Source organism: Pseudarthrobacter defluvii (assembly GCF_030816725.1).
GTDB lineage: Bacteria > Actinomycetota > Actinomycetes > Actinomycetales > Micrococcaceae > Arthrobacter > Arthrobacter defluvii_A.
The window spans coordinates 3056445-3081936 of the sequence record NZ_JAUSYG010000001.1 but is presented as its reverse complement, the minus strand read 5'-3'; the positions used below and the strand labels follow the sequence as shown (position 1 = coordinate 3081936).

Here is a 25492-nt window from a genome sequence, read left to right as displayed (position 1 = left end):
ACCTCGCAAGCTCGGCCAGGGAACCCTGCCGGCGTGGGCCCACCCGCCCGCCCCCTAACCTCGCAAGCTCGGCCAGGGGACCCTGCCGGCGTGGGCCCACCAGCCGCATCGATTGCTCCGTAACTGCCGTTTTCACGCCTGATAACGGCAGTTACGGAGCAATGGATGGCCACCCAACGACGACGGCGCCCGCCCCCTGAAAGGGGACGGGCGCCGTCGTCGTTGTGCTGGCTTAGTCCTGCTCATCCGTGCGCTGGCCCGGCTCCGGAAGCTTGATCTCCCGGGGCTTCGCTTCCGCCATCCGCTCCTTGGTCCAGTACTCGAGCACCTCCTCGGGCGACTGGGTCAGGTCAACATGGCTGACGGGATCTTCGTCCGGATCAGGCGCCTCAGGATTTCGCTGCACGCTTGAACGTGTCCTGGATGACGGTGCCCCAGTACGGGCCGTACATGACGGATGAGCCGTTATAGCCGTAGCTGTTGATGGAGTTCTGCAGGCCGTCGGAGCCTTCGCCGATGAACCACGGGCCGCCCGAGGAGCCGCCCGTCATGTCGCAGGGGATGCCCTGGGTGCCGAACTGCGGGTTGTTGGCGTCATCGGAGGCGGTGCCGGTGCAACTCTTGAGGGTCTCCCCGTTGAACGGTGAAGCCGCGGGGTAGCCGTACGACGTGTAGGCGAGCCCCCGTGCCTGGTTGAAGGCGGTGCCCGAGCCGCCGACGACGTCGGTCAGCCGGTCGCCGTTGCTGTCCCTGTTCATGACGGCGAAGCCGGTGTCAAAGGTCATGTCGCCGTTGGCGACCCACTGGGTGGGGGCGTACAGGGCCTTGGCGGTCCACTTGCCATAGGGGGCGGCGCCGTTTTCGTAGGCGGGAACGAAGATGAAGTTGGTGGCGTACGCGCCCGGTCCTTCGTTCACGCAGTGCCCGGCCGTGGCCACGGTGCTGCTGTTTGTGGACGTGACGGCGTTGCCCGAGCACACATAGTTGGCCCCGCCCAGGGTGAAGAAGACCTTGCCGATGTGTGAGACCGGGTCTTCACTCTGCGCGATGGTGGGCTTGCCCTTGGTGCCCTTGGTGCCCTTGATGCCCTTGGTGGTGGCGGGCTTGCCTTTCTCCACGAGAGCGGCGCTGGAGCGGTTGCCGCGTTCCAGGGCTTTGCCGGCGAGGGTGTCGCCGGGGACGGCACTCTGCATCCGCTCGGGGCTCCAGTAGTCTGCTGCCCCGCGGGCGTCGACGGTGACGCTGGCGACGGACGGGTTTGCCGTCCCGTCGGAGGGGGCCGGGGCGGCAGAAGCCCCGCCCGCGGATGCGAGAACCAGCACGGCGGCCGCCGAGAGGGTGAGGAGGCCTGAGGCCAGAGACCTTGTGCGTGTCATTGTTGTCCTGTCTGAACGGGGTTGGGCCCGGAATCGGTGGTGACTTCAGCGAATTTATCGTTATCAGACAAGTTTGTACACAGTAGTGAGATATCAGAAAGCGACTTAGGACCCTTCCGGTGTTCCCCGGTGGGGGACGTGACGACGGCGGCGCGGGCGCCCGGTGCCCGCGCCGCCGTCGTACGTTTCTCTATCGCTGTAATCCTGCTCTCACCGCGGTAATGCGGGAGCTCCGTTGAGGTTTGAACGGGCGTCCTCGGGTAAGTTGTACATGGTGAAATAGACCGAATTTTCACAACCAAGCCGACCCACAGGGAGACGCCCGCGCATGTCCAAGATTATCTACACCCACACCGACGAAGCGCCGATGCTGGCTACCTATTCGTTCCTGCCCATCATCGAGGCTTTCGCTTCGACAGCAGGTGTGGAGGTGGAGACCCGCGACATTTCGCTCGCCGGCCGCATCATCGCCGTCTTTGGTGACTACCTGACCCCCGAGCAGCAGATCGGTGACGCCCTTGCTGAACTCGGTGAGCTGGCGAAGACGCCGGAAGCCAACATCATCAAGCTGCCCAACATCAGCGCCTCAATCCCGCAGCTGAAGGCCGCCATCGCCGAGCTGCAGGGCCAGGGCTACGCGCTGCCGGATTACCCGGACAACCCCGCCTCGGACGAGGAAACGGCCATCCGCTCGCGCTACGACAAGATCAAGGGCTCCGCCGTGAACCCGGTCCTGCGTGAAGGCAACTCGGACCGCCGCGCACCGCTGTCCGTAAAGAACTACGCCCGCCAGAACCCGCACTCCATGGGTGCATGGACCCCGGACTCCAAGACGAACGTGGCCACGATGGGCCAGGACGACTTCCGCTCCAACGAGAAGTCCGTGGTCATCGAAAACGAGGGCACCATCGCCCTCCAGCTGGTCCGTGAAGACGGGTCCGTGAAGGTCCTGAAGAAGGCCTTCCCCGTCCTGGCCGGCGAGGTCATCGACGGCACCGTGCTGCGCGCCGCCGCCCTGGATGAGTTCCTGAAGGCCCAGGTTGCCCGCGCCAAGGAAGAAGGCGTGCTGTTCTCCGCACACCTCAAGGCCACCATGATGAAGGTCTCGGACCCCATCATCTTCGGCCACGTGGTGAAGGCCTACTTCTCTGAACTGTTCGAGACCTACGGCAAGCAGCTCTCCGCCGCCGGCATCAGCCCCAACAACGGCCTTGCCGCCATCCTCAGCAGCCTCGAGGACCTGCCCGCGGATGTCCGCGAGGGCGTCCAGAACCTGATCAAGAAGGGCCTCGAAGACGGTCCCGCGCTGGCCATGGTGGACTCCGACAAGGGCATCACCACCCTGAACGTCCCCAGCGACGTCATCGTTGACGCCTCCATGCCGGCCATGATCCGCAGCTCCGGCCACATGTGGGGCCCGGACGGCAAGGAAGCCGACACCCTGGCCGTCCTGCCGGACAGCTCCTACGCCGGCATCTACCAGGTGGTCATCGATGACTGCCGCGCCAACGGCGCCTACGACCCCACCACCATGGGCACCGTCCCGAACGTGGGCCTCATGGCACAGGCCGCCGAGGAATACGGCAGCCACGACAAGACGTTCGAGATCCAGGAAGCCGGCACGGTGCAGATCGTGGACGGCTCCGGCAACGTCCTGATCGAGCACGAGGTTTCCGAGGGTGACATCTGGCGCGCCTGCCAGACCAAGGACGCCCCCATCCGCGACTGGGTCAAGCTGGCCGTCACCCGCGCCCGCGCCTCCCAGACCCCGGCCGTGTTCTGGCTGGACGAGGAGCGCGCGCACGACGCCAACCTGATCGCCAAGGTCAACGAGTACCTGAAGGAGCACGACACCGAAGGTCTGGACATCCAGATCATGGCCCCGGTCAAGGCCACCGCCTTCACCCTGGAGCGCATCCGCAAGGGCGAAGACACCATCTCCGTCACCGGCAACGTGCTCCGCGACTACCTGACGGACCTGTTCCCCATTCTGGAACTGGGCACCAGCGCCAAGATGCTCTCGGTTGTTCCCCTGATGAACGGTGGCGGGCTCTTCGAGACAGGTGCCGGTGGCTCCGCTCCGAAGCACGTCCAGCAGCTGCTGAAGGAAAACCACCTCCGCTGGGACAGCTTGGGCGAGTTCCTGGCCCTGGCCGTCAGCTTCGAGCACCTGGCCACCACCACGGGCAACGCCCGCGCGCAGGTACTGGCTGACACGCTGGACCGCGCCACCGGCACGTTCCTGCTGGAGAACAAGTCCCCGAGCCGCCGCGCCGGCGAGCTGGACAACCGTGGCAGCCACTACTTCCTGGCCCGCTACTGGGCTGAAGAGCTGGCCAAGCAGACGGACGACGCCGACCTGGCCGCCGCCTTCAGCTCGGTCGCCAACGAGCTGTCCTCCGAGGAGGAGACGATCGTGGGTGAGCTGGCCGAGGTCCAGGGCTCGCCGGCAGACATCGGGGGCTACTACCGCCCGGACGACGCCAAGGCTTCCGCAGTGATGCGTCCGTCCGCCACCCTGAACAAGGTCATCGCCAGCCTGAGCTAGCGGCGGTCCGCTGCTGCGGCAGCTCTGGTCGAAAAGGAAGCGGTGCTCCGGAGAGAAATTCCGGAGCACCGCTTCCTTCGGTTAAGCCCAGGGCGGGCGCAGGACATGCCATGTCCAGCGCGGACTCAGTTTTTGCCTTTGCCCTTGTCGCCGTTGTTCTTGCCCGCATTTCCGCCGTTGCCGGATGCCGCGTTGCCCTGGTCCGCTGCCGGGGCCGGGGCCGGAGCAGGTGCCGGCTGTGACGCGGGTGCTTCCGGCGCGGGGGAGGGGGTTTCCGTTCCTTGGGCAGCGGCTGCTGGTGCGTCTGCGGGAGCCTTCGGCGCGGCAGCTTTCTGGGCGGCGACGGCCTCGTTCAGGTCGGCCCGGACAGCGGTGGCCACCGTGGTGATGCTGCGGCGCCGTTCGTCCGAAACCTGGCCTTTTGCCTGTGCCGCTGACAGGTCTGCCTCCAGACCTTCCAGTGCTTTGAGCGCGGACGCGGGATCGTTCTGCGACGACGCCTGCGTTACTTCGAGTACCCGCGCCTGGAGCTGTGTTGCGGCTTCACGCTGCAGCCCGTTCCCCGGTGCCGCACACGCGTTGAGGAAGCTTGCCGCTATCAGCGCCGCGGAGCACGCCAGCAACATCCGGTTGGGAGATGCCTGCAGCAGGGTCACGGTTCGACGCTCTTTTGGAGTTCCTGCAGATGGTCGCCCAGGGTGCCGGTCACCGTGGGGTAGGGCACGACGTCGGCCGGGCGGGCAGAGATGCTCATGATCACTGCGGCTGCGGCTGCAGCGAACACCAGGACGCCGAGTACCACGGCCAGCCAGATCCGCTGGGTCCGCGACAGTCGTAGCTTCCTGGCGGTTTTGGCCGCGGCCGGGCTGGCTGCCGCCGTGCCGGAACCGCCCGCAGTGGTCCGGCCAGGCGGCTGCAGCGGCGAGGAGGCGGGAGCAATGGCGCCGGTGGCTTCGGCTGCCTCCCGCACTTCGTCCACGGATTCCTCGGCGGTGATGGTGGGCGGGTGGAAGGGCATGGCGGGAAGCACCCGTGTTGTTTCGGGGGCCAGTTCTCCCGGCGTTGACGCCGGCGAAACCAGGGCCTGGCGCAGCGCGGTCTCAATGTCCGCGGCTGCCGGCCGCTCCAGCGGCTCGATGGCGGTCATGGAACGGATCAGGTCGGCCCATTCGGCGGGGACGTCGTCGGGAATTTCCGGCGCGCGGTGGAGCCGTGCAACCGCCGATTCCACGGCACTGCCGGGGTATTCCACGGTGCCCTTGATGCATTCCAGCAGCACCAGGCCCAGCGAGTAGATGTCCGTGGCGGAGGACAGGGGTTTGCCCAGGGCCTGCTCCGGGCTGAGGTAGGCAGCGGTGCCCACCATGGTGCCGGTCGCAGTGAGCCGGGTGGAATCGACAATCCTTGCGATCCCGAAGTCCGTGAGTTTGGGGCGCAGCGGCTCGCCCGGACGGATCTGCACCAGGAGGATGTTGCCCGGTTTGATATCCCGGTGGATGATGCCGAGGCCGTGCACGTAGGCCAGGGCATCGGCAATCCCGGCGCCGATGACTGATAACTCTTCAAGCGGTACGCGGCTGTGCCGGATACGGCTGCGAAGGTCCTGGCCCTCCACGAGTTCCATGGTGAGGAATGGCCGGGGCTCGTCCGGGATGCGGTCGTCGATGCCAGCGTCGAAGAGAGTAACCAGGCCGGGGTGGTTCAGGGTGGCCAGGAGTTGGATCTCGGCTTCCTGCCGCTTCAGTTCCTCAGCATCCGGAGCCTGCGGCGCAAAGAGCTTCAGCGCCACGTCCCGGCCCAGGTTTTCGTCACGCGCACAGTAGACCGAAGACATTCCGCCACGGCCTACGATTTCCCCCAAACGGTAGCGACCGCCGACAACTTCATTCTTGATGGAGCTAGGCGATTCCGCCACCATGACCGTTCCTCCCGGTGCGCTGCGGCACTGTCGTACCTCAAATTATACGGGCGGTGCGGCGGAACTCATGATTGACCTAGGCGTTCACCTCGCGACACGCCGACGGCCCGGCGGCGATTTCAAACGCTTCCGCCGCCGGACCATTGGCTACAAGGACATGTGTGCTGAAGACATGTTTTGTACTGTTCTTTCGTTTCGGTGCTGTTGCCCTCCTTCCGTCAGCCCGCTGGGTGCTGCCGCTTCAGGCGCTTGGTGCGGGCGGTTTCCTGCTGTCTGTGAAAGGCTCTACGACACCTTGCGCTTGCGGAGCATCAGGAGTCCGCCGGCCAGGAGCAACAGCGCCAGGGGAAACAGGGTTCCGTCCCAGCCCGTGTTGGCAAGGCCGGTGCGGGCACCACCCGTGTTGGCAAGGCCAGAATTGCCGTTGGCCGGGGTGCTGCGCGGAACAGTAACAGTGGCGATGGCTCCGCTGACTGCGGTGGAGCCGGCCGGTGCTGCCGAGACGCTGCCGGTGCCGCCGTTCATGCCCGTGGAGTCACCGACGGTGGTGCTGCCGCCGTTGCCGGCCGGGTTGTCCGAGCCCGGGACGCTGGTGCCGGGGCCAGGGTTGCCCGGATCGAGGGTGCCGGTGTCTCCGGTGGTTCCGTCGCCCGGGTTGCTGGTACCCGGGTCAGACGTGCCGGGGGTATCCGTTCCCGGGGTACCCGTGCTGCTGTCAGCGCCGAGCCCGATGCCCAGGTCCACGACGGCGTCAATCGCGAGGTCCGTGGTGGTGCCGTCCGTGGTGCCGGTGACGGGATCGGTGATGCCGCCGAGGCCCAGGCTGACGTCCAGTGCTGCCGCAACGTCGGCGGTTGTGGAATCTGTAACCGTGCCCAATCCAAGGGCTACTGCTGCATCGACGGCGATATCTGCTGTGGTGCCGTCCGTAGTTCCGGTGACGGGATCGGTGATGCCGCCGAGACCCAGGTTGACGTCCGCCGCCGCTGCGACGTCGGCGGTTGTTGGATCAGTGACGGTGCCCAATCCAAGGGCTACTGCTGCATCGACGGCGATGTCGGCCGTGGTGCCGTCTGTAGTTCCGGTGGCGGGATCGTTGATGCCTCCGAGTCCGAGGTTGACGTCCGCTGCCGCTGCGACGTCGGCGGTTGTTGGATCAGTGACGGTGCCCAATCCAAGGGCTACTGCTGCATCGACGGCGATGTCGGCCGTGGTGCCGTCTGTAGTTCCGGTGGCGGGATCATTGGTGATGCCTCCGAATCCGAGGTCGACGTTGGCGTCGACGGCGAGGAGGTTTGCCGTGGTGCCGTCTGTGGTGCCGGTGGTGGCGGGATCGTTGGTGATGCCTCCGAGTCCGAGGTCGACGTTGGCGTCGACGGCGAGGAGGTTTGCCGTGGTGCCGTCTGTGGTGCCGGTGACGGGATCGGTGATCCCGCCGAGGGTGGCATTAACGTCCACTGCGGCGGCGGCACCAGTTGAACCGGCCGGCGTTGGGTCCCCCAGCGGGCCCAACGACGTCGAGCCAGCTGGTGCCGCCGCCGAGATGAGGGCGGAAGCGGAAAGGTCCGTCCCGCTGGTGGTGGTGTCCGCTGCGTTTGCAGCAGCGCAGCCGAAGGCAAGAAGGCCGCCGGCAAAGAGGGTGCTAAGCAGCCCCCTGCGAAGGGTGCAGTTCATGGTGGTTACTCCTGAAAGGTTGAGATTGTCCGGGCGCTGGACAGCTGCCCGCAAAGCCGCGTGCTGCCCGTGATCGGGCAGAGGGCCTCAACTAGTCAGGAGAAGAACCGGGGTCGAATGACACCGGCGCAGGGGCATGCTCGGAGACGTCCCCGGGAAGATCAGCGCAGGGACGATCGAAATCAAAGTCAAAGGGGCTAAGCCAGGCAGCGGCGCCGGACGGGCCGCCAGATGATCCACTGCTTCCCGTGCCGGACCCCGGAACCGCAGGAACCTGGGCAGGCAGCGACTCCGGATCAGCGGGAAGAGGCAGATCTGCAGCAGGGTCAATAAGCGCGGACACGTCTGACTGCAGGACCCAGGTGCCAGCGTGACCAGCAGCACTTCGGCTGTCCAGATGTGCGCTGCTGGCGGCTGGCGGCGTGCTGGCCAATTCCGCAGCAGCCTGTGCCGTTTCGGTTGGCGACTGCTGGTCCTCGGCCGTTGCTGCCGCCGCGGAAGCCCGGGCGTCTGCAGGAGCAGGAGTTTCGGCCGCCGGAACTTCAACCTGCACCGCCTCGACTGACTGCCCGGGAAGCGGAAGGGGCAGCGGAGCGGCGCCGGTTAGAAGATCGGAAACGGGTTGAAGTACCGGTTCGAGTACGGGAACAGCCTCGGCTGCAGGGTCTACGACAACCTGCACGACGCCGGCCGCCACACCGTCGGCAACCTCAGTAAGGGGAGTGGAAACCGAGGACACAGTTCCTGCCGGAACCACCTGGTCCACCAATGGAACAGATGCGATGAGGTTGTCCGCCGGCCCGGAAACCGGGGACACCACGGGCTGCAACAGCCCTGACTGTACCGCGGGTCCGGAGGGGGAACCCGCAGGAGCCGGCGAAACTGCGTCCGCAAGTTCATGGGTCAAGGACGAGACCGAACTGGTAACGCCGCCAAGGAGGGAAGATGCGTCAGGTCCTGTGTCCGCAGATGCAGCGGTGGACGAAAGCGACAGCCAGGTCACTGCGGCGGCCCCGGCAATCAGCGCCGGGCGCAGGGCACGCCATGGCGAGCTCAGACGAGCCATGCGAACCACCCCCCCCAGTGACCGGTGCAATCGATGCCGCCTAAATAGTAAGACTGCTTATCACCGAAAGTCCAGTATCTTCGCAAGGGATTTTACAAATACCGGGAGGGCTTGCGAAAAGCGTCAACTGCTAAGACAACCCGCCACGTCACTGAACCTGGCACCGCAAGGTGCCAAACCGACGTCGTGAGCCCGAAAGCCGCTAATGCCTGTCATTGGGGTACGTCACGCCAAGCTGGGCCCGGACACCATCGAAAAGCCGCATGGTATTCAACGTGTCTTCCAGAGGCATCACCGGGCTTTCGGTCAATCCCTGCTGGATGCAGCGCATCACCTCGCGCAGTTCGTAGGCGTAACCCTTGCCCACAACGTCGAAGGTTTCTGTCCGCCGGTCCTCCCACCCCTTGGAAATGACTAGTTCAAGCGGGTTGTTGATGGAACCCACGCTCTGCAGGAAGCCGAGACTTCCCGCCACCGTGGCCGTGCGCGGACCGTGGGCCAGCAGCGATGACGTGAGCTGGACCTGGGCAGCATTGTCGTAGCCGAGCGTCATGGCATTCTGTGCATCGACACCGTCGTCATTGACCACACCCGTGGCGCTCACAGTCTGCGGAAAGCCGAGGGTGCCGAGCGCCCACAGGAGCGGGTAGACGGACAAGTCCAGCAGGGCACCGCCGCCGTCTTTCCGGGCCCACAGCCTAGCGGTGGGGGAGTATGGCGCCGGGAAGCCGAGGTCTGCCGTGATCCAGTGGATATCGCCCAGTTCCCCGGAAGTGGCGATCTCGAAAGCGCGTTGCATGGAGGGCAGGAACCGGCTCCAGACTGCCTCCATCAGGAAGAGCTTCCGGCTGCGCGCCACGTCGATAAGCTCAGCCGCCTCCCGAGCGTTGATCGTGAAGGCCTTCTCGCAGAGCACATGCTTGCCGGCGTTAAGGGCGGCGAGGACCATTTCGTGGTGCTGTGCGTGCGGGGTGGCAACGTAGACAACGTCCACGGCGTCATCAGCGAGCAGCCGCTGGTGGCCGGGCACACCGCCGTCGTCCCCGTACGCCTTTGCGAAGTCATAAGCCACGGCGAACGCATCAGCGGTGTCCTGGGCCCTGGAACTGACCGCATACAGTTCGGCGTCTTCGAGCAGCGCGAGATCCTGCGAGACGGAGCGGGCGATGCTCCCGGTTGCAATGATTCCCCAGCGCAGGGGAGCCCCGGTTGCCGGGCGCGGATCCTGGTTGGGCTGGCTGGAAAGCCACGGCGTTGCGATGGGAGCAGTCATAGCTGCAATCCTGTCACAGCGAAACGGGCGGCCCGGGGAACTGCTTGTGCGGGTGGCGGAAGCACAAAAAGCGCCAAGGTGGACAACCTGCCACCCTGGCGCCCTTTCCTGTCCCCATTTGGGTATTAGCCCCCGTCAGCCGGTGGCCGCCACTGCCCGCTCCCGGACCGGCTCTTCCGTCAGCTTGCCCTGCTGCAGCCGGAAGCGGCGGTCCGTCTTGTTGGCGAGGACCCTGTCGTGGGTGACCACCAGGATGGTGGTGTTATGGTCGCGGCTCAGCGAGCTGAGGAGCTCGATGATGTGGTCGCCGGTCTGCTCGTCCAGGTTGCCCGTGGGTTCATCGGCAAGGATGAGCTTGGGTTCGTTGGCCAGGGCCCGGGCGATGGCCACGCGTTGCTGCTCGCCGCCCGAAAGCCTGTTGATGCGCCGTTCCTGCTTGGACGGATCCAGCTGGACCTGTTCCAGCAGTTCCTTGGCGCGCTGCAGCCTGGCGGCCTTCCGGACCCCCGCAAACTCCGTGGGGAGCATCACGTTGTCCACGGCGGACAGGTTGGGAATCAGGTTGAACTGCTGGAACACGAAGCCGATGTCCCGGCGCCGGTACTCGGTCAGCTTGCTGTCCGGCAGGCTTGCCAGGCTCACGCCGTTGACGACGACGTCTCCGCTGGTGGGCTTATCCAGCGCACCCAGGAGGGACAACAGGGTGCTCTTTCCGCTGCCGCTCTTGCCCACGATCGAGGCCAGGGTGCCTTGCTCCAGGACGAAGCTGACATCATTTACTGGTTTGATGGTGCGGTCACCGGAGTTGAAGGTGCGGACCAGGTTGTTGACTTCAATCATGGCTATTCTCCTCGCAGGACTTCGATGGGACGGATGCGTGCGGTCAGCAGCGCGGGAACCAGGGCGCCGATGATGGCCACGCCGAACACGGCGGCAATGCCTCCGGCAATAACGCCGGGGGAGGCGCTCGCCGTGACGGAGTTCAGCAGCTGGGACGCGCCGCCGAACGGTCCGCCCTGGCCGCCCGGGAAGCCGCCCCCAGCCGGGCCGCGGCCAGTGGCGGCAGCGGTGGTGGTGGTGTTGCTGCTGATCAGGGCCGAGGCGATCCCGCCGCTGGCGAAGGACGCGATGGCTGCGCCCACTGCACTGCCCAGGGCGGCCAGGACCAGGGCTTCGAGGACGAACTGCAGCCCGATGGTGCGGTTGGGTGCCCCGATGGCTTTCAGCACGCCGATTTCGCGGCGGCGCTCGCGGACCAGCATGACCATGATGAGCAGGATGATCAGGCCAGCGGTGCCCAGCGCGGCGATGAAGGCGATAAACGAGATGTTCTTGACGCTGTCCAGGGAGCTGACGGCGGTCTGCAGGTTCTGGCCCTGGGTGACGTCGGCTTTGTCGGTGCCCAGGGCGGACTGGAGTGCGGTCTTGGTTGAGCCGACGTTGTCCATGGAGTTGACCGTGACGATCATGCTGGAGAGTTCACCCGGCGTATCCGCCAGGGTCTGGGCGGTGGGGAGGGTCAGATACACGGCGTTGTTGCCGAAGGCGGTGCCGGCGTCGAACAAACCGGACACTGTGTAGGTCTGGTCATTGATGGTGAAGGTTGACCCGACCGTGAGGTTGTTCTTTTCTGCCAGGCTGGTCCCCAGCAGGGCGCCGGTGGATGCTGCCGAGTAGTCGCCGAGCCCGGAACCCTGGGTGATGTTCAGTGCTTTGCCTGCGGTGTCCACTTCGGCGCCGATGCCGGTGGCGGTGATAGGCAGCGACCGGACTGGCTGCTGGGTGGTTCCGGCGGACCCCGTCGCTCCGTTGGCCTGCTGGTTGCGGTTGCCCAGCGTACCTGCGTCGACAGCCGCCGTCAGGCTGGTGGTCAGCGTGGCTGCTGCCTGGCCACCGGGACCGCCCTGCCCGCCCGGACCGGCCTGGGCAGTTTGTCCCGCCTGCGCTGCGGCCGCGGTGGCGTTCCGCAGCCGCAGGGAGGACGTCCCGACGACGGTGCTGACGTTGGGAACGCCGGCAGCCGTGGCTGCCTGGTGGGCCGTAAGGGGCTCGCCGCCGCCTTCAAAGCCCTGGCCTCCGGCCGGGTTCACGGTCAGGACGGTTCCGACGGACGCGTTAAGTTCCTGGACTTTCGCTCCGACGGCCTGGTTGGCCACCAGCATGGCAAGCGCCAGTCCGATCGCAACGGCCAGCACTACAACGACGGCTGCGGTCCTGACTTTGTTTCTGAAGGCGTTGCCTACACTCCGGGCAAGGACGCTCACGTTACTCCTATGACTCAGGTGCCGGCGCGGAAGGCCGGCTTCGCATCAACCCTCGCCGGGCATCCTGTGCAGGTATCCGGCCGAAGCTGTGTCTGGGCTGTGAGGTCGGTGCCGCCGAAGCGGGGAGAGTGCAGGAGAGCCCGGTCCCAACAGGGACCGGGCTCTCTTGGCGCCGGAAGGTTCCGGCGGAGTGATCGAGGTGTTACTTGGTGATCGGGCCGAGGACGGGATCGTCCTTGTAAGCCGTCTTCACGTTGGCGGCGGTCACGATGACCGGTTCCAGCAGGTATGCCGGGACGGTCTTGACCTTGTTGTTGTAGGACTTGTCATCGTTGATCTCCGGCTTCTTGCCTGCCTGGAGGTCCTTGACCATCGTGATCGCGTGCTCAACGAGCTTGCGGGTGTCCTTGTTGATGGTGGAGTACTGCTCGCCGGCGAGGATGGACTTGACGGACTCAACCTCGGAGTCCTGGCCGGTGATGACCGGAATCGGCTTGCCGGCTGCCTTGACCGAGGTCAGGACGGCGCGGGCCAGGGTGTCGTTGGGGGAGAGCACGCCGTCCAGGCTTGCGCTGCCGTAGCTGCCCGTGAGCAGGGTGTCAGCACGGCGCTGGGCGTTCTCTGCCTTCCAACCCTGGGTCACAGCCTGCTCGAAGCCGGTCTGGCCGGAGAGGACCTTGAGGGTGCCGTCGTCGATCTTGGGCTTCAGGACGCTCATGGCGCCGTCGAAGAACACCTTGGCGTTGGCGTCGTCAGGGGAGCCGGCAAACAGTTCGATGTTGTAGGGGCCGGTCGGCTTCTTGGCCTTCATGCCGTCCAGCAGGGCCTGGCCCTGGAGGACACCGACCTTGAAGTTGTCGTAGGCCACGTAGTAGTCCACGTTCTCGGTGTTCAGCAGCAGGCGGTCATAGGCGATGATGGTGGCGCCGCTGTCCTTGGCCTGCTTGAGCTGGGTGCCCAACTGGGAACCGTCGATGGCGCCGACGATAATGACCTTGGCACCCTTGGTGACCATGGCGCTGATCTGGTTCTGCTGTTCGGAGACGCCGCCGTTGGCGAACTGGACGTCAGCCTTGAACCCGGCACCGTTGAGGCCGTCGTTGAAGAGCTTCTCGGCCAGGACCCAGTTCTCACTGGTCTTCTGGGGAAGTGCGACGCCGATGGAGGAGTTCTGCTCGAATCCTCCAGCTCCTCCGCTGGCTCCGCCCGAGGGGGTTTCCGAGCGGCCGCAGCCCGTCAGCGCCAGTGCTGCGATGGCAGCAACCGCTGCGGCCTTTCCTGCTTTACCAATAATTCGCATTGTTGGTTCTCTCTCTTTGTGTGATGGAACAGTATTCAGGCTGCAAACCTCAGGCTTCCCTGGCGATCGCTTCCTTGGTTGAGGTGGTTTCGTCGGGCTGGAGCGGGTTGCTCGGGCCACCGCCGGAGGGGCGGTTGAAGTTCCGGGTCAACATGCCGATGATCGACGTCTTGCCCTGGGATTTGTTGTAGACGTCGAAGGCGACGGCGATCAGGAGCACCAGGCCCTTGATGATCTGCGTCAAGTCCGCACCAACGCCGAGGAGTTGGAGGCCATTGTTCAGGACTGCCATGACCAGGCCGCCGATGATGGACCCAATCACCGTGCCCACGCCGCCGGTGACTGCGGCGCCGCCGATGAAGACTGCGGCGATGGCGTCCAGTTCCCAGCCGACGCCGTCGAACGGACCCGATGCGGTGGACCGGCCCACGAAGATCATGCCGGCCAGGCCGGCCAGGATGGACATGTTCATCATCACCAGGAAGTTGACCTTCTTGGACTGGACGCCGGACAGCTCTGCTGCATGGCGGTTGCCACCCACTGCGTAGACGTGGCGGCCGATGATGGTGCGGGAGGAGATGAAGCCGTAGATCAGGACAAGGACGGCCAGGATGAGTCCGGGGATGGGGAAGGAGGTGCCCGGACGGCCCGTGGCGAACAGATACGTGGCGTAGAGAATGGCTGCGCAGACGAGGACCAGCTTCAGGACGGTGACCCACATTTCAGGAACTTCGGCACCGAGTGCTTTGGCCCGGGCGCGGGACCGCAGTTCATTGACCACCACGTACACAGCAGCGGCAAGGCCCAGCAGCAGGGTCAGGTTGTTGTAACCCAGGTCCGGACCTACCTCGGGCAGGTAACCGGAGCCCAGGTACTGGAAGTCGGAGGGAACCGGGATGGTGTTGGACTTGCCAACGAACTGGTTGAAGCCGCGGAAGAGGAGCATGCCGGCCAGCGTCACGATGAACGCAGGGATTCCGACGTACGCTGTCCACCAGCCTTGCCAGGCGCCGATCAGGGCGCCCAGGAGCAGGCCAAGGAGGACCCCGGCGTACCAGGGGATGCCCCAGTCGCGGATGGCCAGGGCCACTGTGACGCCGACGAAGGCGGCGACGGAGCCGACGGAAAGGTCGATGTGTCCTGCAATGATCACCAGCACCATGCCGATGGCCAGAATGAGGATGTAGGAGTTGCCGTTGAAGAGGTTAATGACGTTGCCGGAGGTAAGCGTCCGGCCTTCGGTGGTGATCTGGAAGAAGATGATCAGTGCCACCAGGGCAAAGATCATGCCGAATTGGCGTGTATTGCCGCCAAAAAGCTTCTTGAGGGCGTTCATGGTTTCAGTCCTTGTGTCAGGAAGGTTCTGGAATGGGCCAGAGGGTCAGGCGGCTTTGCGGGCGGAGGTCATCAGCTTCATCAGGCTTTCCTGAGTGGCCTCGTCTTTGTTCAGGACGCCGGTGATGGCACCTTCGAAAATGGTGTAAATACGGTCGGACAGGCCCAGGAGTTCGGGGAGCTCCGAGGAGATGACGATCACTCCCTTGCCTTGGTTGGCCAGCTGCTGGATGATGCCGTAGATCTCGTACTTGGCCCCGACGTCGATGCCCCGCGTGGGCTCGTCCAGGATCAACAAATCGGGGTCGGTGAACATCCACTTGGCCAACACAACCTTTTGCTGGTTGCCGCCGGACAGCTTGGCCACGCCTTCCTCCACCGAGGGCGTCTTGGTGCGCAGGGATTTGCGGTACTCCTCCGCCACCGTGAATTCCTGGTTGGCGTCCACCACGTAGTTGTGGCTGACTTTTCTCAGATTCGCCGCCACGGTGGTGGTCTTGATGTCATCGAGCAGGTTCAGGCCCAGGGATTTGCGGTCCTCGGTGACGTAGCCCAGCCCGGCGTCGATGGCCTGGCGGACGTTCTTGAGGACCAATTCCTTGCCGTCCTTGTAGATGTGGCCGTTAATGAAACGGCCGTAGGAGCGGCCGAAGACCGAGCGGGCCAGTTCGGTTCGCCCTGCCGCCCATGAGGCCGGCAAACCCCACGATCTCGCCGCGGCGGACAAAGAAGTTGGAACCCTTGCATACAAGGCGGTCCTGGACGGCCGGGTGGCCCACCGTCCAGTCCTTGACCTCGAAGAAGACCTCGCCGATTTTGGGCGTGTGGTCCGGGAAGCGGGACTCCAGGGTGCGGCCCACCATGCCCTTGATGATCCGGTCCTCGTCCACGCCGTCCTTTTTGACGTCCAGCGTCTCGATGGATTTGCCGTCCCGGATGATGGTGATGGAATCTGCGATCTGCTCAATCTCGTTGAGCTTGTGGGAGATGATGATCGACGTGATGCCCTTGGCCTTCAGGCCCAGCATCAGGTCCAGCAGGTGCTGTGAGTCTGATTCGTTCAGCGCGGCCGTGGGCTCGTCGAGGATGAGGATCTTCACGGACTTGTTCAGCGCCTTGGCGATCTCCACCAGTTGCTGCTTTCCGACGCCGATCTCCTTGACGGGGGTGTCGGGGTCCTCCCGCAGACCCACGCGCGCCAGGAGGTCCAGGGACCGCAGGCGGGCTTCGGCCCAGTTGATGACGCCCCGCTTTGTGGGCTCGTTGCCCAGGAAGATGTTTTCCATGATGGACAACTCGGGGATCAGCGCCAGTTCCTGGTGGATGATCACGATGCCGGCGTGTTCGCTGGCCCTGATGTCCCGGAACTGCTGCACCTGCCCCTGGTAGACGATGTCGCCGTCGTAGCTTCCGTACGGGTACACACCCGACAGGACCTTCATGAGTGTGGACTTGCCGGCTCCGTTTTCGCCGCAGATGGCGTGGATCTCGCCGGCCTTCACCCGGAGGCTCACGTTCGACAAGGCTTTAACGCCGGGAAATTCCTTGGTGATGGACCGCATCTCGAGGATGACCGGATCCGTATGCGTGGTCTGGGACGTCATGAACCCTAACCCTCCAATGCAATGACTTCTTTGTCCGGCCGGCAAAGCGCAGGGCCGTCTGAACCAAAAGTAAACTGGATCACAGCTATTGTCGTCAAGTCTTTAACGCAATTGCCGGATAACGAAATGGCTATGACTTCCGGATTCCGGCCTGCTGGAAGACCAGGGCAGCCGCCCCGAGAGCTTCCGCGCGGTCCCCGAGGGAGGACATTGTGAGGGTGGTGGTCTCGCCGATCACCGGCACGGCGTGCCGGACAAGGCCCCTCCGGATGGGGTCGAGCAGGATGTCCCCAAGGCCCGCCAGCGGACCGCCCACCACGATGACTTCAGGGTTGATCAGGTTGGCGACATTCCCCAGCGCCCTGCCCACCGCAAGGCCCGCATCGTCCACCACGCGCAGGGTGGCGGAGTCCCGGTTCAGGGCCTTGCGGACAATGTCAGCGGGCGTCGACGGGGGGTCCTCGCCGCGGCTGAGGAGTTCGATCATGGTGGTGGTGGAGGCAATGGTTTCCAGACAGCCGCGGTTGCCGCAGCGGCATACCAGGCCCTGCTCATGGATGGTGGCATGGCCGATCTCGCCGGTGATCCCGACGTTGCCGTAGTACGGGGCACCGTTGAGGATCAGGCCCGCTCCGATGCCCGATCCGATCTTCATGAACATCAAATTGCTGACCCCCGAATGCTGCCCCCAGGTCACCTCGGACCAGGCGCCCAAGTTGGCGTCGTTGTCAACAAACACGGGGATTCTCAAGGTTTCCTCAAGATGCTGCAGGATGTTGATGCCCACCCATTCGGGAAGGATGGCGCCTTGGGCCACGGTCCCGGTCCGCCGGTCGATGGGGCCCGGGATACCAACGCCGGCCCCCACTACAGAGGAGCGTTCCACGCCGCTGTCATGCAGCAGTTTCTCCAGCAGGGCCACCGCCGCCTGGATGCCGTCGTCCGCCTGGTGGCCCAGCGGGAGCATGACCGATTCCTCGGCTATGACGTGGTAGCTGAGCGAGGCCAGGACCACCCTCAGGTGGCGCCGGCCGAAGTCGATTCCGACAGCGACGGCGCCGTTGCTGTTCAGCCGTACGTTCAGGGCCCGCCGGCCGGAACTGGTGATCGGTTCGGTGGACGCCAGGCCGGAGTCGAGCATGATTTTGACGATGTTGGAGACGGTGGCCGTGGACAGCCCGGTATGCCGGGCGAGCTCCGCCTGCGTGGAGGGGCCGCCCATGAGGGTCTCGATAATCCGCTGCTGGTTCAGCTGCCGCAGCGCGGACTGGGACCCTGGATTCTTGGGCTTGCTCTTCGTTGAGCGCGGGGTTGCGGACATGCTAAGAACATTGCCCTATCGCCGCTCTTGTAGTCAAGAAGTTAACGCATGACGCCGAGTCGGAGTCTGAATGAGCCACCACGGAAGGCTTCGGCTGCGGTCCCGTGCATTCCGTCCCGCAGGCACACCCTGCGGGTCCAAACGACCCGCCGTCCCAACGCAGGAGCTGTCTAGGCTGGAAGGCGAGAACATTCAGGCACCGCCGTTCCGTGTGGAGGGGCAGAAAAAGGTGGTAACGATGCTGCTTTCAGTCCTGCAGGCCAATGCCGCAGTCCTGGACGTCGAGGCCAATCTGCTGACCGTGGACCGTGCCGCACGCCGGGCTGCGCAGGCCGGTGCGGACCTGCTGCTCACCCCTGAGCTTTTCCCGGTGGGCTACGCCCCGCTGAGGTTGCGCGGCGAACTGGATCCGGCAAACCTTCCCGTCATCCGCGGGCAGTTGGCGGACATTGCCCGCCGGAACGGGATTGCCCTGGTCTACAGCCTGCCCTCCGTCGCAGACAGCGGGACGGGGGTCTTCACGCAGGGCGCCGGCTGGCACATTGCGGCGACGCTGGTCGACGCCACCGGCGCCGAACTCCTGACCTACGCCAAGGTGCACCTCTTTGGCGGGGAGGAACGCAAGGCTTTCGTGGCAGCCGCTGAACCTCCCGCCGTCGTCCCCTTCAAAGGCGTGAGGACCTCGCTGCTGATCTGCTACGACATTGAATTTCCCGAGGCCGCCCGGGCAGCCGCCGCCCGGGGCGCCGAACTGCTCCTGGTGCCCACAGCGTTGTCCGCCGGTTTTGATGCGGTGCCGCAGGTGCTGATCCGCGCCCGGGCGCTGGAAAGCCAGTTGAACGTGGCCTATGCGAACCATTGCGGACAAGAAGACGCGTACATCTTCGGTGGCGGGAGCGTGGTGGCGGGACCCGACGGCGCGCTGCTCGCCGCGGCAGGTGACGGCCCCGAACTGTTGTTCGCCCAGGTTGGCACGGAAGCAGTCATCGAGGCCCGGGAGGCGGTGCCGTACCTGCGGGAGCGCCGGCCGGAGCTGTACAGGGAATGGGAGTCACAGCTGCCCGGGGACGGGGCGTAGCCGGTCACCCGGGTCCGGTCGTCAACCCGTCCACATACTGCAGCGCAATCCACAGTTCGGCCCGCACCTGGGCCTGGTTGAGGTCCACCTGCAGCAGCTCACCCAGGACGCCGATCTGGCGCCGCACGCTGTTCCGGTGCAGCCCCAGCAGTTTGGCGGAACCATCCCAGCTGCCGTTTTCGCTGAGCCAGCCGCGGAGGACGGCCAGCAGAGGATCCCGGCGGTCCGGGTCAAGGGCCAGGACCGGCCCCAACAGCCGTTCGGCCAGCAGCGTCCCTGCCTCGCGGCCCAGCAGCCCGGTAACGGACCAGGACACTTCGTCCGCCCGGACGCTGTTTCCACTTCTCCGGACCTGGCTGCGCAGGGAGGTGGCGCGCTGGTAGGCGGCCGGAAGGCCGGTCAACTCGCTGGGTTCGCCGATCACCAGGCGCCACCCGAGCTTCTCCACGTCGGCAAGCAGTGCATCGTCCACCTTGAGCCTGGTCACGGCAGCGAATCCGTAGTCGGTGATTTCCACCAGTTTGGTGTCGAACATGCGCCGCCACTGCAGGAGTTCCCGCACGGGACTGTCGCCGGCCGGCCACTCGGGTGTTTCCGCCTTGATGCCCTGTACCACCCGCACGGGTGCTGACCGCGTGGAGGACACGCTTTGCGCCAGCAGGTCCTTTAGCCCGTTGAGATGCCTGGTGCTGCCCGTGGTGAGGCTTTCCGGGTGCAGCAGGACGGCGGTGGCCAGCTGGCTGGGAGCCAGCGATCCGCTGGTGCGCTGCCGCACCAGCAGTTCGAGCAGTCCGACGGCGGACTGGACCACGTTGTTCTGCGCTGGCGTCAGGGGCACGTCGGAACCGAGGATCAACGCGCCCAGGTTGGCGTCCTTGGTGCTGCGCAGCGGGTGGCCCACCACCAGCGCTGAGCCCGGCTGGTCGAAGCCGTCCATTTCCACCCGGGGGCCGCGGCCGGACAGCAGCCGTTCCAGCATCGGTTCCAACAGGGAAAGGTCGACGGCGGTGCTGCCGCCGGCACTGGTGCCGCGGGCCCGGACCCTGCCGTCGGCACCCACCATGACCGCCCACACGGGGACACGCTGGACCAACGCCGCCAGGAGTTCGTGCTCCGGTTTGGGGGAGAGGACGGCACGCATGAGCTGCCGGTTGGCCTCTGCCAGCTGCCGGAAAACCCGGGCGTTGTCGGTCTCCAGGAGCTGCGAGAACTCGAGGCCAATCGCAGCAAACGGAAGTGACTCGGGCACTTCGAACAAGGTGAGGTTGTGCCGCCGGCACGCGTCCACCACCACGTCCGGAACAGCGTCGAAGTAGGGCCTGATCCCGAAGCCAAGGGCCGCGACTTTTGCCTTGACCAGCCGCCGGACATAGGCGTCCACGTTGGCGGGCGAACCGCCGTCTCCGAGGAAGGGCAGGCCGGCGGTGAGCAGGAATTCGCCCTCGGGAAGGTAGGGCGTGGGGTCCTCCAGTTCGCTGGGCTCCACCCACCGCAGCAGCTGGCCGCCGCTGCCGCCGTCGTGAAGTACCTTCAGCAACGGCGGCAGCTGGTCAAGGAACTGCTGGAGGGTGACAAAGCTGAGCCTGCCGGCGGCGGACTCAGCCGGCATGGCCGGCACCGGCGGGAATCCGCTCCTGGTAGTCGGGGCACCTGTGGCCGGCGCCCGCGGCGGCATAGGAGCGCGGCAGGCGCGGAGCGATCCTGTTGATGATCTCGTCCCCGTGGCTGCCAATGGCGGCACCCCAGTCATCGGCGCTGGCGGCACCGGCCGCGGGGTCGCCAAACAGCACCGCGGCATCACCCACCTCGATGCCGGCAGGATCCGGCCCCAGGTCCACCATGAACTGGTCCATGCACACCTTGCCGATGACAGGCACGCGGCGGCCTCCCACGCTCACCACCGGACGGCCGCTGATGCCTTTGGGAATGCCATCCGCATACCCAAGCGGGATCAGGCCGAGGTAGCGCGGCTCGTGGGTGATGGCCTGGTGTTCGTAACTGATTCCGGTGCCGGCGGGCACCTTCTTGATCATGACCAGGGGAGCCGTGACGCTGAGTACGGGGCGCAGTCCGAACTCGGCGGGAACAAGGTAATCGGCTGGGGCGAGGCCATAGATGGCGAGCCCGGCACGGACCATGTCGAAATGGAATCCGGGCCGGTCAAGGATGTTGGCGGAACTGGAGACGTGCCGGAGTTGCGGTTCGAGTCCGGCGTCTGTCGCCACGCGGACCGCGTCCTCGAATTCGGCTACAGCGGAAGCGTTTCCGGGATGAACGGGCACATCTGCCCACGCCAGGTGGGTCCAGACACCGCGGACGCGGAGGGTGCCGGCGAGTTCGGCCTGCCGTGCCCGGGCAACCAGCCCGGCCCAGTCCTCCATGCGGGCGCCACCCCGGCTAAGGCCGCTGTCCAGTTCAAGATGTACGACGCCGGGACGTCCCAAACGCTCTGCGGCACCTTCCAGCACCTCCAGTTGGGAGACGCTGCCAAGGGACAGGTCCACGTCATTCTCCAGCGCCTCAACGATGGCTGCACTGGTCTGGGATGCCAGGTAGAGCCAGGAGAGGATGGGTACGGTGATGCCCGCCCTGCGGAGCGTGATGGCTTCGGCGAGCTGTGCCGTCCCGAGCCAGTCTGCACCTGCCGCGACGGCGGTCCGGGCCACTTCGACCAGCCCGTGCGCCCGTAGGCATTCCCCTTCACCACGGCCATGAAGACGGGCGCCGTACTGCGTTTTTTCAGGGCTTGGATGTTGTCTGATATGGCGGACAGGTCGACGGTGACCTGCCCGGACAGCACGGCCGGAGCGGGGTGCTGTGTGGGTGCATTAAGTCTCATGGTGGATCACTATAAGTCATTTTGCACCGGCTTGAGAGTTGGCTCACATGCAAACCTTGGGAAGGGGAAACCGAAAACTACTCTGAAGGGACGTCAACGGTGACTGTGCCTGTGACCACCGAAAAAACCATTGCGCCAAGCGGCGGACGGCCCGGCCTCCGGGCCCAGCTGCTCCGCCGCAAACCGATCGGCCAGATGATCAGCGAAGCCGGAAGCGGCGGGGGCGGCACCGGGCTGGTGCGCAGCTTCGGCGTCCTCCACCTCACCATGATCAGCGTTGGTGCCACCCTGGGAACGGGCATCCTGGTGATCCTTGGTGAATCCGTGCCGCTGGCCGGCCCGGCCATCTGGATCTCGTTCGTCATCGCCGGCCTGGCAGCCCTGCTCTCCGCCGTCTCCTACGCCGAAATGGCGGGGCTGGTTCCGGTGGCCGGCTCGAGCTACTCCTACTCCTACGCCACCATGGGCGAGGGCATGGCATGGATCTGCGGTTGGTGCCTCGTTCTCGAATACGCGGTCTCCGTCGCGGCAGTGGCCGTGGGCGCCGGGCAGTACGTCAATGAGGCACTGGCGGCGTTCGGGCAGGTCCTGCCCGATGCCATGTCCCAGCCCCCGGGCGACGGCGGATTGGTGAACATTCCGGCGGTGGCCATCGTGGTGCTGGCCATGGTCCTGCTGGTCCGCGGCGCCCGGGAAAGCGCCTGGATCAACACCGCCATCGTCATCATCAAAGTAGGCATCCTGCTGTTCTTCTGCGCCGTTGCCTTTACCGCCTTCAACGCCGGCAACTTCGAGCCGCTTCTGCCGATGGGTGCCGCCGGCGTCTCCGCCGCAGCCTCACGGGTTTTCTTCTCCTACATTGGGTTTGATGCCGCCTCCACCGCCGGTGAGGAAGCCAGGAACCCCAAGCGCGATCTTCCCCGCGCCATCCTGCTGTCCATGGTGATCGTCACCGGCATCTACGTGCTGGTGGCAGTCGCAGCCATCGGCGCCCGGCCCTGGGGCTGGTTCGACGGCACCGAGGCAGCCCTGGTCCAGATCCTTGAGGAAACCACCGGCCAGCCCTGGATCGCGTTGGTCTTTTCAGTTGGCGCTGTGCTTGCCATCGCCAGCATCGTGCTCACCGTCCTGTACGGACAGACCCGCATCCTGTTGTCGATGTCCCGGGACGGGCTGGTGCCCCCGGTCTTCGCGCGCGTCTCTCCCCGCACCGGCACCCCGGCCGCCGGAACCCTTATCGTGGGCACCGCCGTCGCCCTCACCGCAGGGCTGGTGCCGCTGGGCGCCCTGGCCGACGCCACCAGCATCGGCACCCTGTTCGCATTCGCGCTGGTCAACGTCGCCGTCATCTACCTGCGCCGCCACCGCCCCGACCTGAAGCGAAGCTTCCGGGTGCCGCTCTATCCCATGACCCCCGTGCTGGGCACGCTGATGTGCGCCTACTTCATGGCCAACCTCGGTGCCGATACCTGGCTGGTCTTCGGCGCCTGGATGCTCGTGGGAATCGCCATCTACTTCGGCTATGGACGCCGGAACTCCAAGGTAGCGGCTCTAAGTGAGCTCGACTACCGTGAACTGACCGCCAAGGCCCCGCGCCAGGAACCTGTGAAAGCAGAACACTCATGACCATCGCCACCGAACTGCCCGCTTTCGACCCCTCCAGCACGTCCACGCCGCCGGCGGCCGCAGCCGGACGCGGTGCTGACGGGCAGGCAGCACCCATCACCATGCTCAACCCTGACTTTCCGTTCAGCTACGACCACTACCTGGCCCACCCGGACGGCCTGGGCTCGGTTCCCCCGGAGCTGTACGGCACGGAGGTGGCCGTCATTGGCGCCGGTCTCTCCGGTCTGGTCACCGCCTACGAACTGATGAAACTCGGGCTCCGGCCCGTGGTCTATGAAGCGGACCAGATCGGCGGGCGGCTCCGGACCGCAGCCTTCCCCGCGGCGCCCGGGGTGGTGGCGGACCTGGGCGGCATGCGGTTCCCGGTCTCGGGCAAGGCCTTCTACCACTACGTGGACCTGCTGGGCCTGCAGACCCAGGATTTCCCCAACCCCCTCGCCGAGGCCACCTCCAGCACCGTGATCGAACTAGCCGGAAAAAAGCACTACGCGGAAAAGTCCAGCGACCTGCCGCCGTTCTTCCGCGAGGTGGCCGACGCCTGGAAGGCCGCGGTCAACGACGGCGCCAAGTTCGTGGAAATGCAGGATGCCATCAAGGCGCGCGACATGGCCCGCATCAAGGAACTGTGGAACGAGCTGCTGCCGCTCATGGACGAGCAGACGTTCTACGGCTTCATCGCGGCCAGCGACTCCTTTAAGAAGGCAGGGTTCGCGCACCGGGAGGCCTTTGGCCAGGTGGGGTTCGGAACAGGCGGCTGGGACACGGACTTCCCCAACTCCATCCTGGAAATCCTGCGCGTGGTCTACACCGACGCGGACGACCAACACCGGTTCATCTGCGGGGGAGCGCAGCGGCTGCCCGAGGCACTGTGGCAGCACGAGCCGTCGGACCTGGTGCACTGGCCCGCCGGCACCTCCCTGGCCTCGCTGCACTCCGGCTCGCCCCGCGGCGCCGTGGGCAGGATCAGCCGGGACCCGGACGGCAACCTGCGGGTCCGGGAACGCTGGGGCCGCGAGGCCAGCTACCCCGCCGTGGTCACCACCTGCCAGTCGTGGCTGCTGTCCACCCGCATCCACACCGAGGAGGCACTGTTTCCAGCCGAGCTGTGGACCGCCATGGAGAAATCGCACTACATGCAGTCCTCCAAGACGTTCGTCATGGTGGACCGGCCGTTCTGGAAGGACATCGATCCCGAAACCGGCAATGAGATCCTGTCCATGACGCTGACGGACCGGCTGAACCGGGCCACATACCTGCTGGACAACGGCCCGGACAAGCCCGCCGTGATCCTGCTGTCCTACACCTGGAACGACGACGCGCTGAAGTGGCTGGCCCTGGATGCGGACGAACGCGTGGAGCTGATGCTGCACTCGCTCGAGCAGATCTATCCAGGGGTGGACATAGCCGGGCATATCGTTGGCCAGCCCATCACGGTGTCCTGGGAGGCGGACCCCAACTTCATGGGCGCGTTCAAGGCCAACCTGCCCGGGCACTACCGCTACCAGCAGCGGCTGTTCACGCACTTCAAGCAGGACAAACTGCCCGAATCCCAGCGCGGCATCTTCCTGGCCGGCGACGACGTCTCCTTCACCGCCGGCTGGGCCGAAGGCGCCGTGACCACCGGGTTGAACGCGGTGTGGGGCGTGGTGAAGCACCTGGGCGGGTCATCCGCGCCGGGCAACCCGGGCCCAGGCGACCTGCTGGACGAGTTCGGCCCGATCAGCCTGGACTAGCTATGGAGCTCGCGGTGTTTCGCCGCGAGCTCCACGTAGCGCGTCGCATTGGCGCGGACGCCGTCGAACTCTTCATCCGTGAGTTCGCGGCGCACCTTGGCGGGCACGCCCGCCACCAGTGAGCGTGGCGGAACCACGGTTCCTTCGAGAACCACGGCGCCGGCCGCCACCAGTGAGCCGGCGCCGATCACCGCACCGTTGAGGACGGTGGCGCCCATGCCGATCAGGCAGTCGTCTTCCACAGTGCAGCCATGCACGACGGCGGCGTGCCCCACGCTGACACGTGCGCCCACCGTGCAGGGGAAGCCGGGGTCGGCGTGCAGCACCACATTGTCCTGCAGGTTGCTGCCGGCACCGACGGTGATGGCCGCGGTGTCGGCGCGCACGGACACACCGTAGAAGGCGCTTGCGTCCGGGCCGAGGGTGGCGTTGCCGATGATCGAGGCCGACGGCGCTACGAACGCTGATTCATGGACGGCCGGGGAGTTGCCGGCGAAAGGGTAAAGAGGAGCCATGGGTTCACCCTAAGCCACCCCC

General features: G+C 65.6%; 19 protein-coding genes and 1 pseudogene. 4 read left to right on the top strand and 16 right to left on the bottom strand.

Features of this window, described 5'->3' with window-relative positions; translation table 11 throughout:
• Positions 1–232 precede the first annotated feature (232 nt).
• Together QF031_RS14355 and QF031_RS14350 are read right to left on the bottom strand one after the other, a co-directional pair.
• Positions 233–406, bottom strand: coding sequence for a hypothetical protein (locus QF031_RS14355; RefSeq protein WP_307429385.1), 174 nt, complete (start codon positions 404–406; stop codon positions 233–235).
• Complete coding sequence (locus QF031_RS14350) at positions 390–1376, bottom strand: trypsin-like serine peptidase (protein ID WP_307429382.1); 987 nt, start codon at positions 1374–1376, stop codon at positions 390–392. The genes QF031_RS14355 and QF031_RS14350 overlap by 17 nt, the downstream gene beginning before the upstream one ends.
• A gap of 328 nt (positions 1377–1704) precedes the next feature.
• On the opposite strand from QF031_RS14350, the gene QF031_RS14345 reads away from it, so the two are divergent.
• Positions 1705–3924: an NADP-dependent isocitrate dehydrogenase gene (locus QF031_RS14345; RefSeq protein ID WP_307429379.1), complete on the top strand. Its 2220-nt coding sequence runs from the start codon at positions 1705–1707 to the stop codon at positions 3922–3924.
• A 125-nt stretch (positions 3925–4049) separates the two neighbouring features.
• Here the strand turns inward: QF031_RS14345 and QF031_RS14340 are convergent, their stop codons facing one another.
• From QF031_RS14340 to QF031_RS14290, 11 genes and pseudogenes are all read right to left on the bottom strand, one after another.
• Positions 4050–4580 (bottom strand): hypothetical protein, encoded by a 531-nt coding sequence (locus QF031_RS14340; protein WP_307429376.1) that lies wholly within the window; start codon positions 4578–4580, stop codon positions 4050–4052.
• On the bottom strand, positions 4577–5842 hold the full coding sequence (locus tag QF031_RS14335) for a serine/threonine-protein kinase (protein ID WP_307429373.1): 1266 nt from the start codon (positions 5840–5842) through the stop codon (positions 4577–4579). The genes QF031_RS14340 and QF031_RS14335 overlap by 4 nt, the downstream gene beginning before the upstream one ends.
• 285 nt (positions 5843–6127) lie before the next feature.
• Complete coding sequence (locus tag QF031_RS14330) at positions 6128–7516, bottom strand: hypothetical protein (RefSeq protein WP_307429370.1); 1389 nt, start codon at positions 7514–7516, stop codon at positions 6128–6130.
• 91 nt (positions 7517–7607) lie between these two features.
• A complete protein-coding gene (locus QF031_RS14325; RefSeq protein WP_307429367.1) occupies positions 7608–8582 on the bottom strand; it encodes a hypothetical protein in 975 nt (324 codons plus the stop codon).
• 202 nt (positions 8583–8784) lie between these two features.
• Complete coding sequence (locus QF031_RS14320; protein WP_307429363.1) at positions 8785–9855, bottom strand: Gfo/Idh/MocA family protein; 1071 nt, start codon at positions 9853–9855, stop codon at positions 8785–8787.
• Positions 9856–9990: 135 nt separating this feature from the next.
• Positions 9991–10695 (bottom strand): ABC transporter ATP-binding protein, encoded by a 705-nt coding sequence (locus QF031_RS14315; protein WP_307429359.1) that lies wholly within the window; start codon positions 10693–10695, stop codon positions 9991–9993.
• Between the two features lie 2 nt (positions 10696–10697).
• Positions 10698–12119: an ABC transporter permease gene (locus QF031_RS14310; protein ID WP_307429355.1), complete on the bottom strand. Its 1422-nt coding sequence runs from the start codon at positions 12117–12119 to the stop codon at positions 10698–10700.
• A gap of 202 nt (positions 12120–12321) precedes the next feature.
• Positions 12322–13419, bottom strand: a complete 1098-nt coding sequence (locus QF031_RS14305) for a substrate-binding domain-containing protein (protein ID WP_307429351.1) — start codon at positions 13417–13419, stop codon at positions 12322–12324.
• Between the two features lie 49 nt (positions 13420–13468).
• Entirely contained in the window at positions 13469–14755 is a 1287-nt protein-coding gene (gene mmsB / locus QF031_RS14300; RefSeq protein ID WP_307429348.1) for a multiple monosaccharide ABC transporter permease, read from the bottom strand.
• Between the two features lie 45 nt (positions 14756–14800).
• Positions 14801–16358 (bottom strand): annotated as a pseudogene (gene mmsA, locus QF031_RS14295) (multiple monosaccharide ABC transporter ATP-binding protein).
• A 130-nt stretch (positions 16359–16488) separates the two neighbouring features.
• Positions 16489–17679 carry an ROK family transcriptional regulator gene (locus QF031_RS14290; protein ID WP_307429346.1) on the bottom strand — a complete coding sequence of 397 codons (1191 nt, stop codon included), beginning with the start codon at positions 17677–17679 and terminating at the stop codon, positions 16489–16491.
• Between the two features lie 238 nt (positions 17680–17917).
• On the opposite strand from QF031_RS14290, the gene QF031_RS14285 reads away from it, so the two are divergent.
• Complete coding sequence (locus tag QF031_RS14285; RefSeq protein ID WP_307429343.1) at positions 17918–18757, top strand: nitrilase-related carbon-nitrogen hydrolase; 840 nt, start codon at positions 17918–17920, stop codon at positions 18755–18757.
• 4 nt (positions 18758–18761) lie between these two features.
• Here the strand turns inward: QF031_RS14285 and QF031_RS14280 are convergent, their stop codons facing one another.
• On the bottom strand, positions 18762–20366 hold the full coding sequence (locus QF031_RS14280) for a PucR family transcriptional regulator (RefSeq protein ID WP_307429340.1): 1605 nt from the start codon (positions 20364–20366) through the stop codon (positions 18762–18764).
• A complete protein-coding gene (gene alr / locus QF031_RS14275; protein ID WP_307429337.1) occupies positions 20356–21423 on the bottom strand; it encodes an alanine racemase in 1068 nt (355 codons plus the stop codon). Before alr ends, QF031_RS14280 begins: the two co-directional genes overlap by 11 nt.
• A 272-nt stretch (positions 21424–21695) precedes the next feature.
• Here alr and QF031_RS14270 point away from each other — a divergent pair, with 272 nt between their 5' ends.
• Entirely contained in the window at positions 21696–23222 is a 1527-nt protein-coding gene (locus QF031_RS14270) for an amino acid permease (RefSeq protein ID WP_370874518.1), read from the top strand.
• A complete protein-coding gene (locus QF031_RS14265; protein ID WP_307429335.1) occupies positions 23219–24955 on the top strand; it encodes a flavin monoamine oxidase family protein in 1737 nt (578 codons plus the stop codon). The genes QF031_RS14270 and QF031_RS14265 overlap by 4 nt, the downstream gene beginning before the upstream one ends.
• On the opposite strand, the gene QF031_RS14260 is transcribed toward QF031_RS14265, so the two are convergent.
• Positions 24952–25470: a gamma carbonic anhydrase family protein gene (locus tag QF031_RS14260; protein ID WP_307429332.1), complete on the bottom strand. Its 519-nt coding sequence runs from the start codon at positions 25468–25470 to the stop codon at positions 24952–24954. The genes QF031_RS14265 and QF031_RS14260 overlap by 4 nt on opposite strands.
• Between the last annotated feature and the right edge of the window lie 22 nt (positions 25471–25492).

Excerpts from the sequence above, each read along its gene's own strand:
- QF031_RS14350 (WP_307429382.1), bottom strand. The coding sequence starts at position 1,376 with ATGACACGCACAAGGTCTCTGGCCTCAGGCCTCCTCACCCTCTCGGCG.
- QF031_RS14345 (WP_307429379.1), top strand. The coding sequence starts at position 1,705 with ATGTCCAAGATTATCTACACCCACACCGACGAAGCGCCGATGCTGGCT.
- QF031_RS14335 (WP_307429373.1), bottom strand. The coding sequence starts at position 5,842 with ATGGTGGCGGAATCGCCTAGCTCCATCAAGAATGAAGTTGTCGGCGGT.
- QF031_RS14330 (WP_307429370.1), bottom strand. The coding sequence starts at position 7,516 with ATGAACTGCACCCTTCGCAGGGGGCTGCTTAGCACCCTCTTTGCCGGC.
- QF031_RS14325 (WP_307429367.1), bottom strand. The coding sequence starts at position 8,582 with ATGGCTCGTCTGAGCTCGCCATGGCGTGCCCTGCGCCCGGCGCTGATT.
- QF031_RS14320 (WP_307429363.1), bottom strand. The coding sequence starts at position 9,855 with ATGACTGCTCCCATCGCAACGCCGTGGCTTTCCAGCCAGCCCAACCAG.
- QF031_RS14315 (WP_307429359.1), bottom strand. The coding sequence starts at position 10,695 with ATGATTGAAGTCAACAACCTGGTCCGCACCTTCAACTCCGGTGACCGC.
- QF031_RS14305 (WP_307429351.1), bottom strand. The coding sequence starts at position 13,419 with ATGCGAATTATTGGTAAAGCAGGAAAGGCCGCAGCGGTTGCTGCCATC.
- mmsB (WP_307429348.1), bottom strand. The coding sequence starts at position 14,755 with ATGAACGCCCTCAAGAAGCTTTTTGGCGGCAATACACGCCAATTCGGC.
- QF031_RS14290 (WP_307429346.1), bottom strand. The coding sequence starts at position 17,679 with ATGTCCGCAACCCCGCGCTCAACGAAGAGCAAGCCCAAGAATCCAGGG.
- QF031_RS14285 (WP_307429343.1), top strand. The coding sequence starts at position 17,918 with ATGCTGCTTTCAGTCCTGCAGGCCAATGCCGCAGTCCTGGACGTCGAG.
- QF031_RS14280 (WP_307429340.1), bottom strand. The coding sequence starts at position 20,366 with ATGCCGGCTGAGTCCGCCGCCGGCAGGCTCAGCTTTGTCACCCTCCAG.
- QF031_RS14265 (WP_307429335.1), top strand. The coding sequence starts at position 23,219 with ATGACCATCGCCACCGAACTGCCCGCTTTCGACCCCTCCAGCACGTCC.
- QF031_RS14260 (WP_307429332.1), bottom strand. The coding sequence starts at position 25,470 with ATGGCTCCTCTTTACCCTTTCGCCGGCAACTCCCCGGCCGTCCATGAA.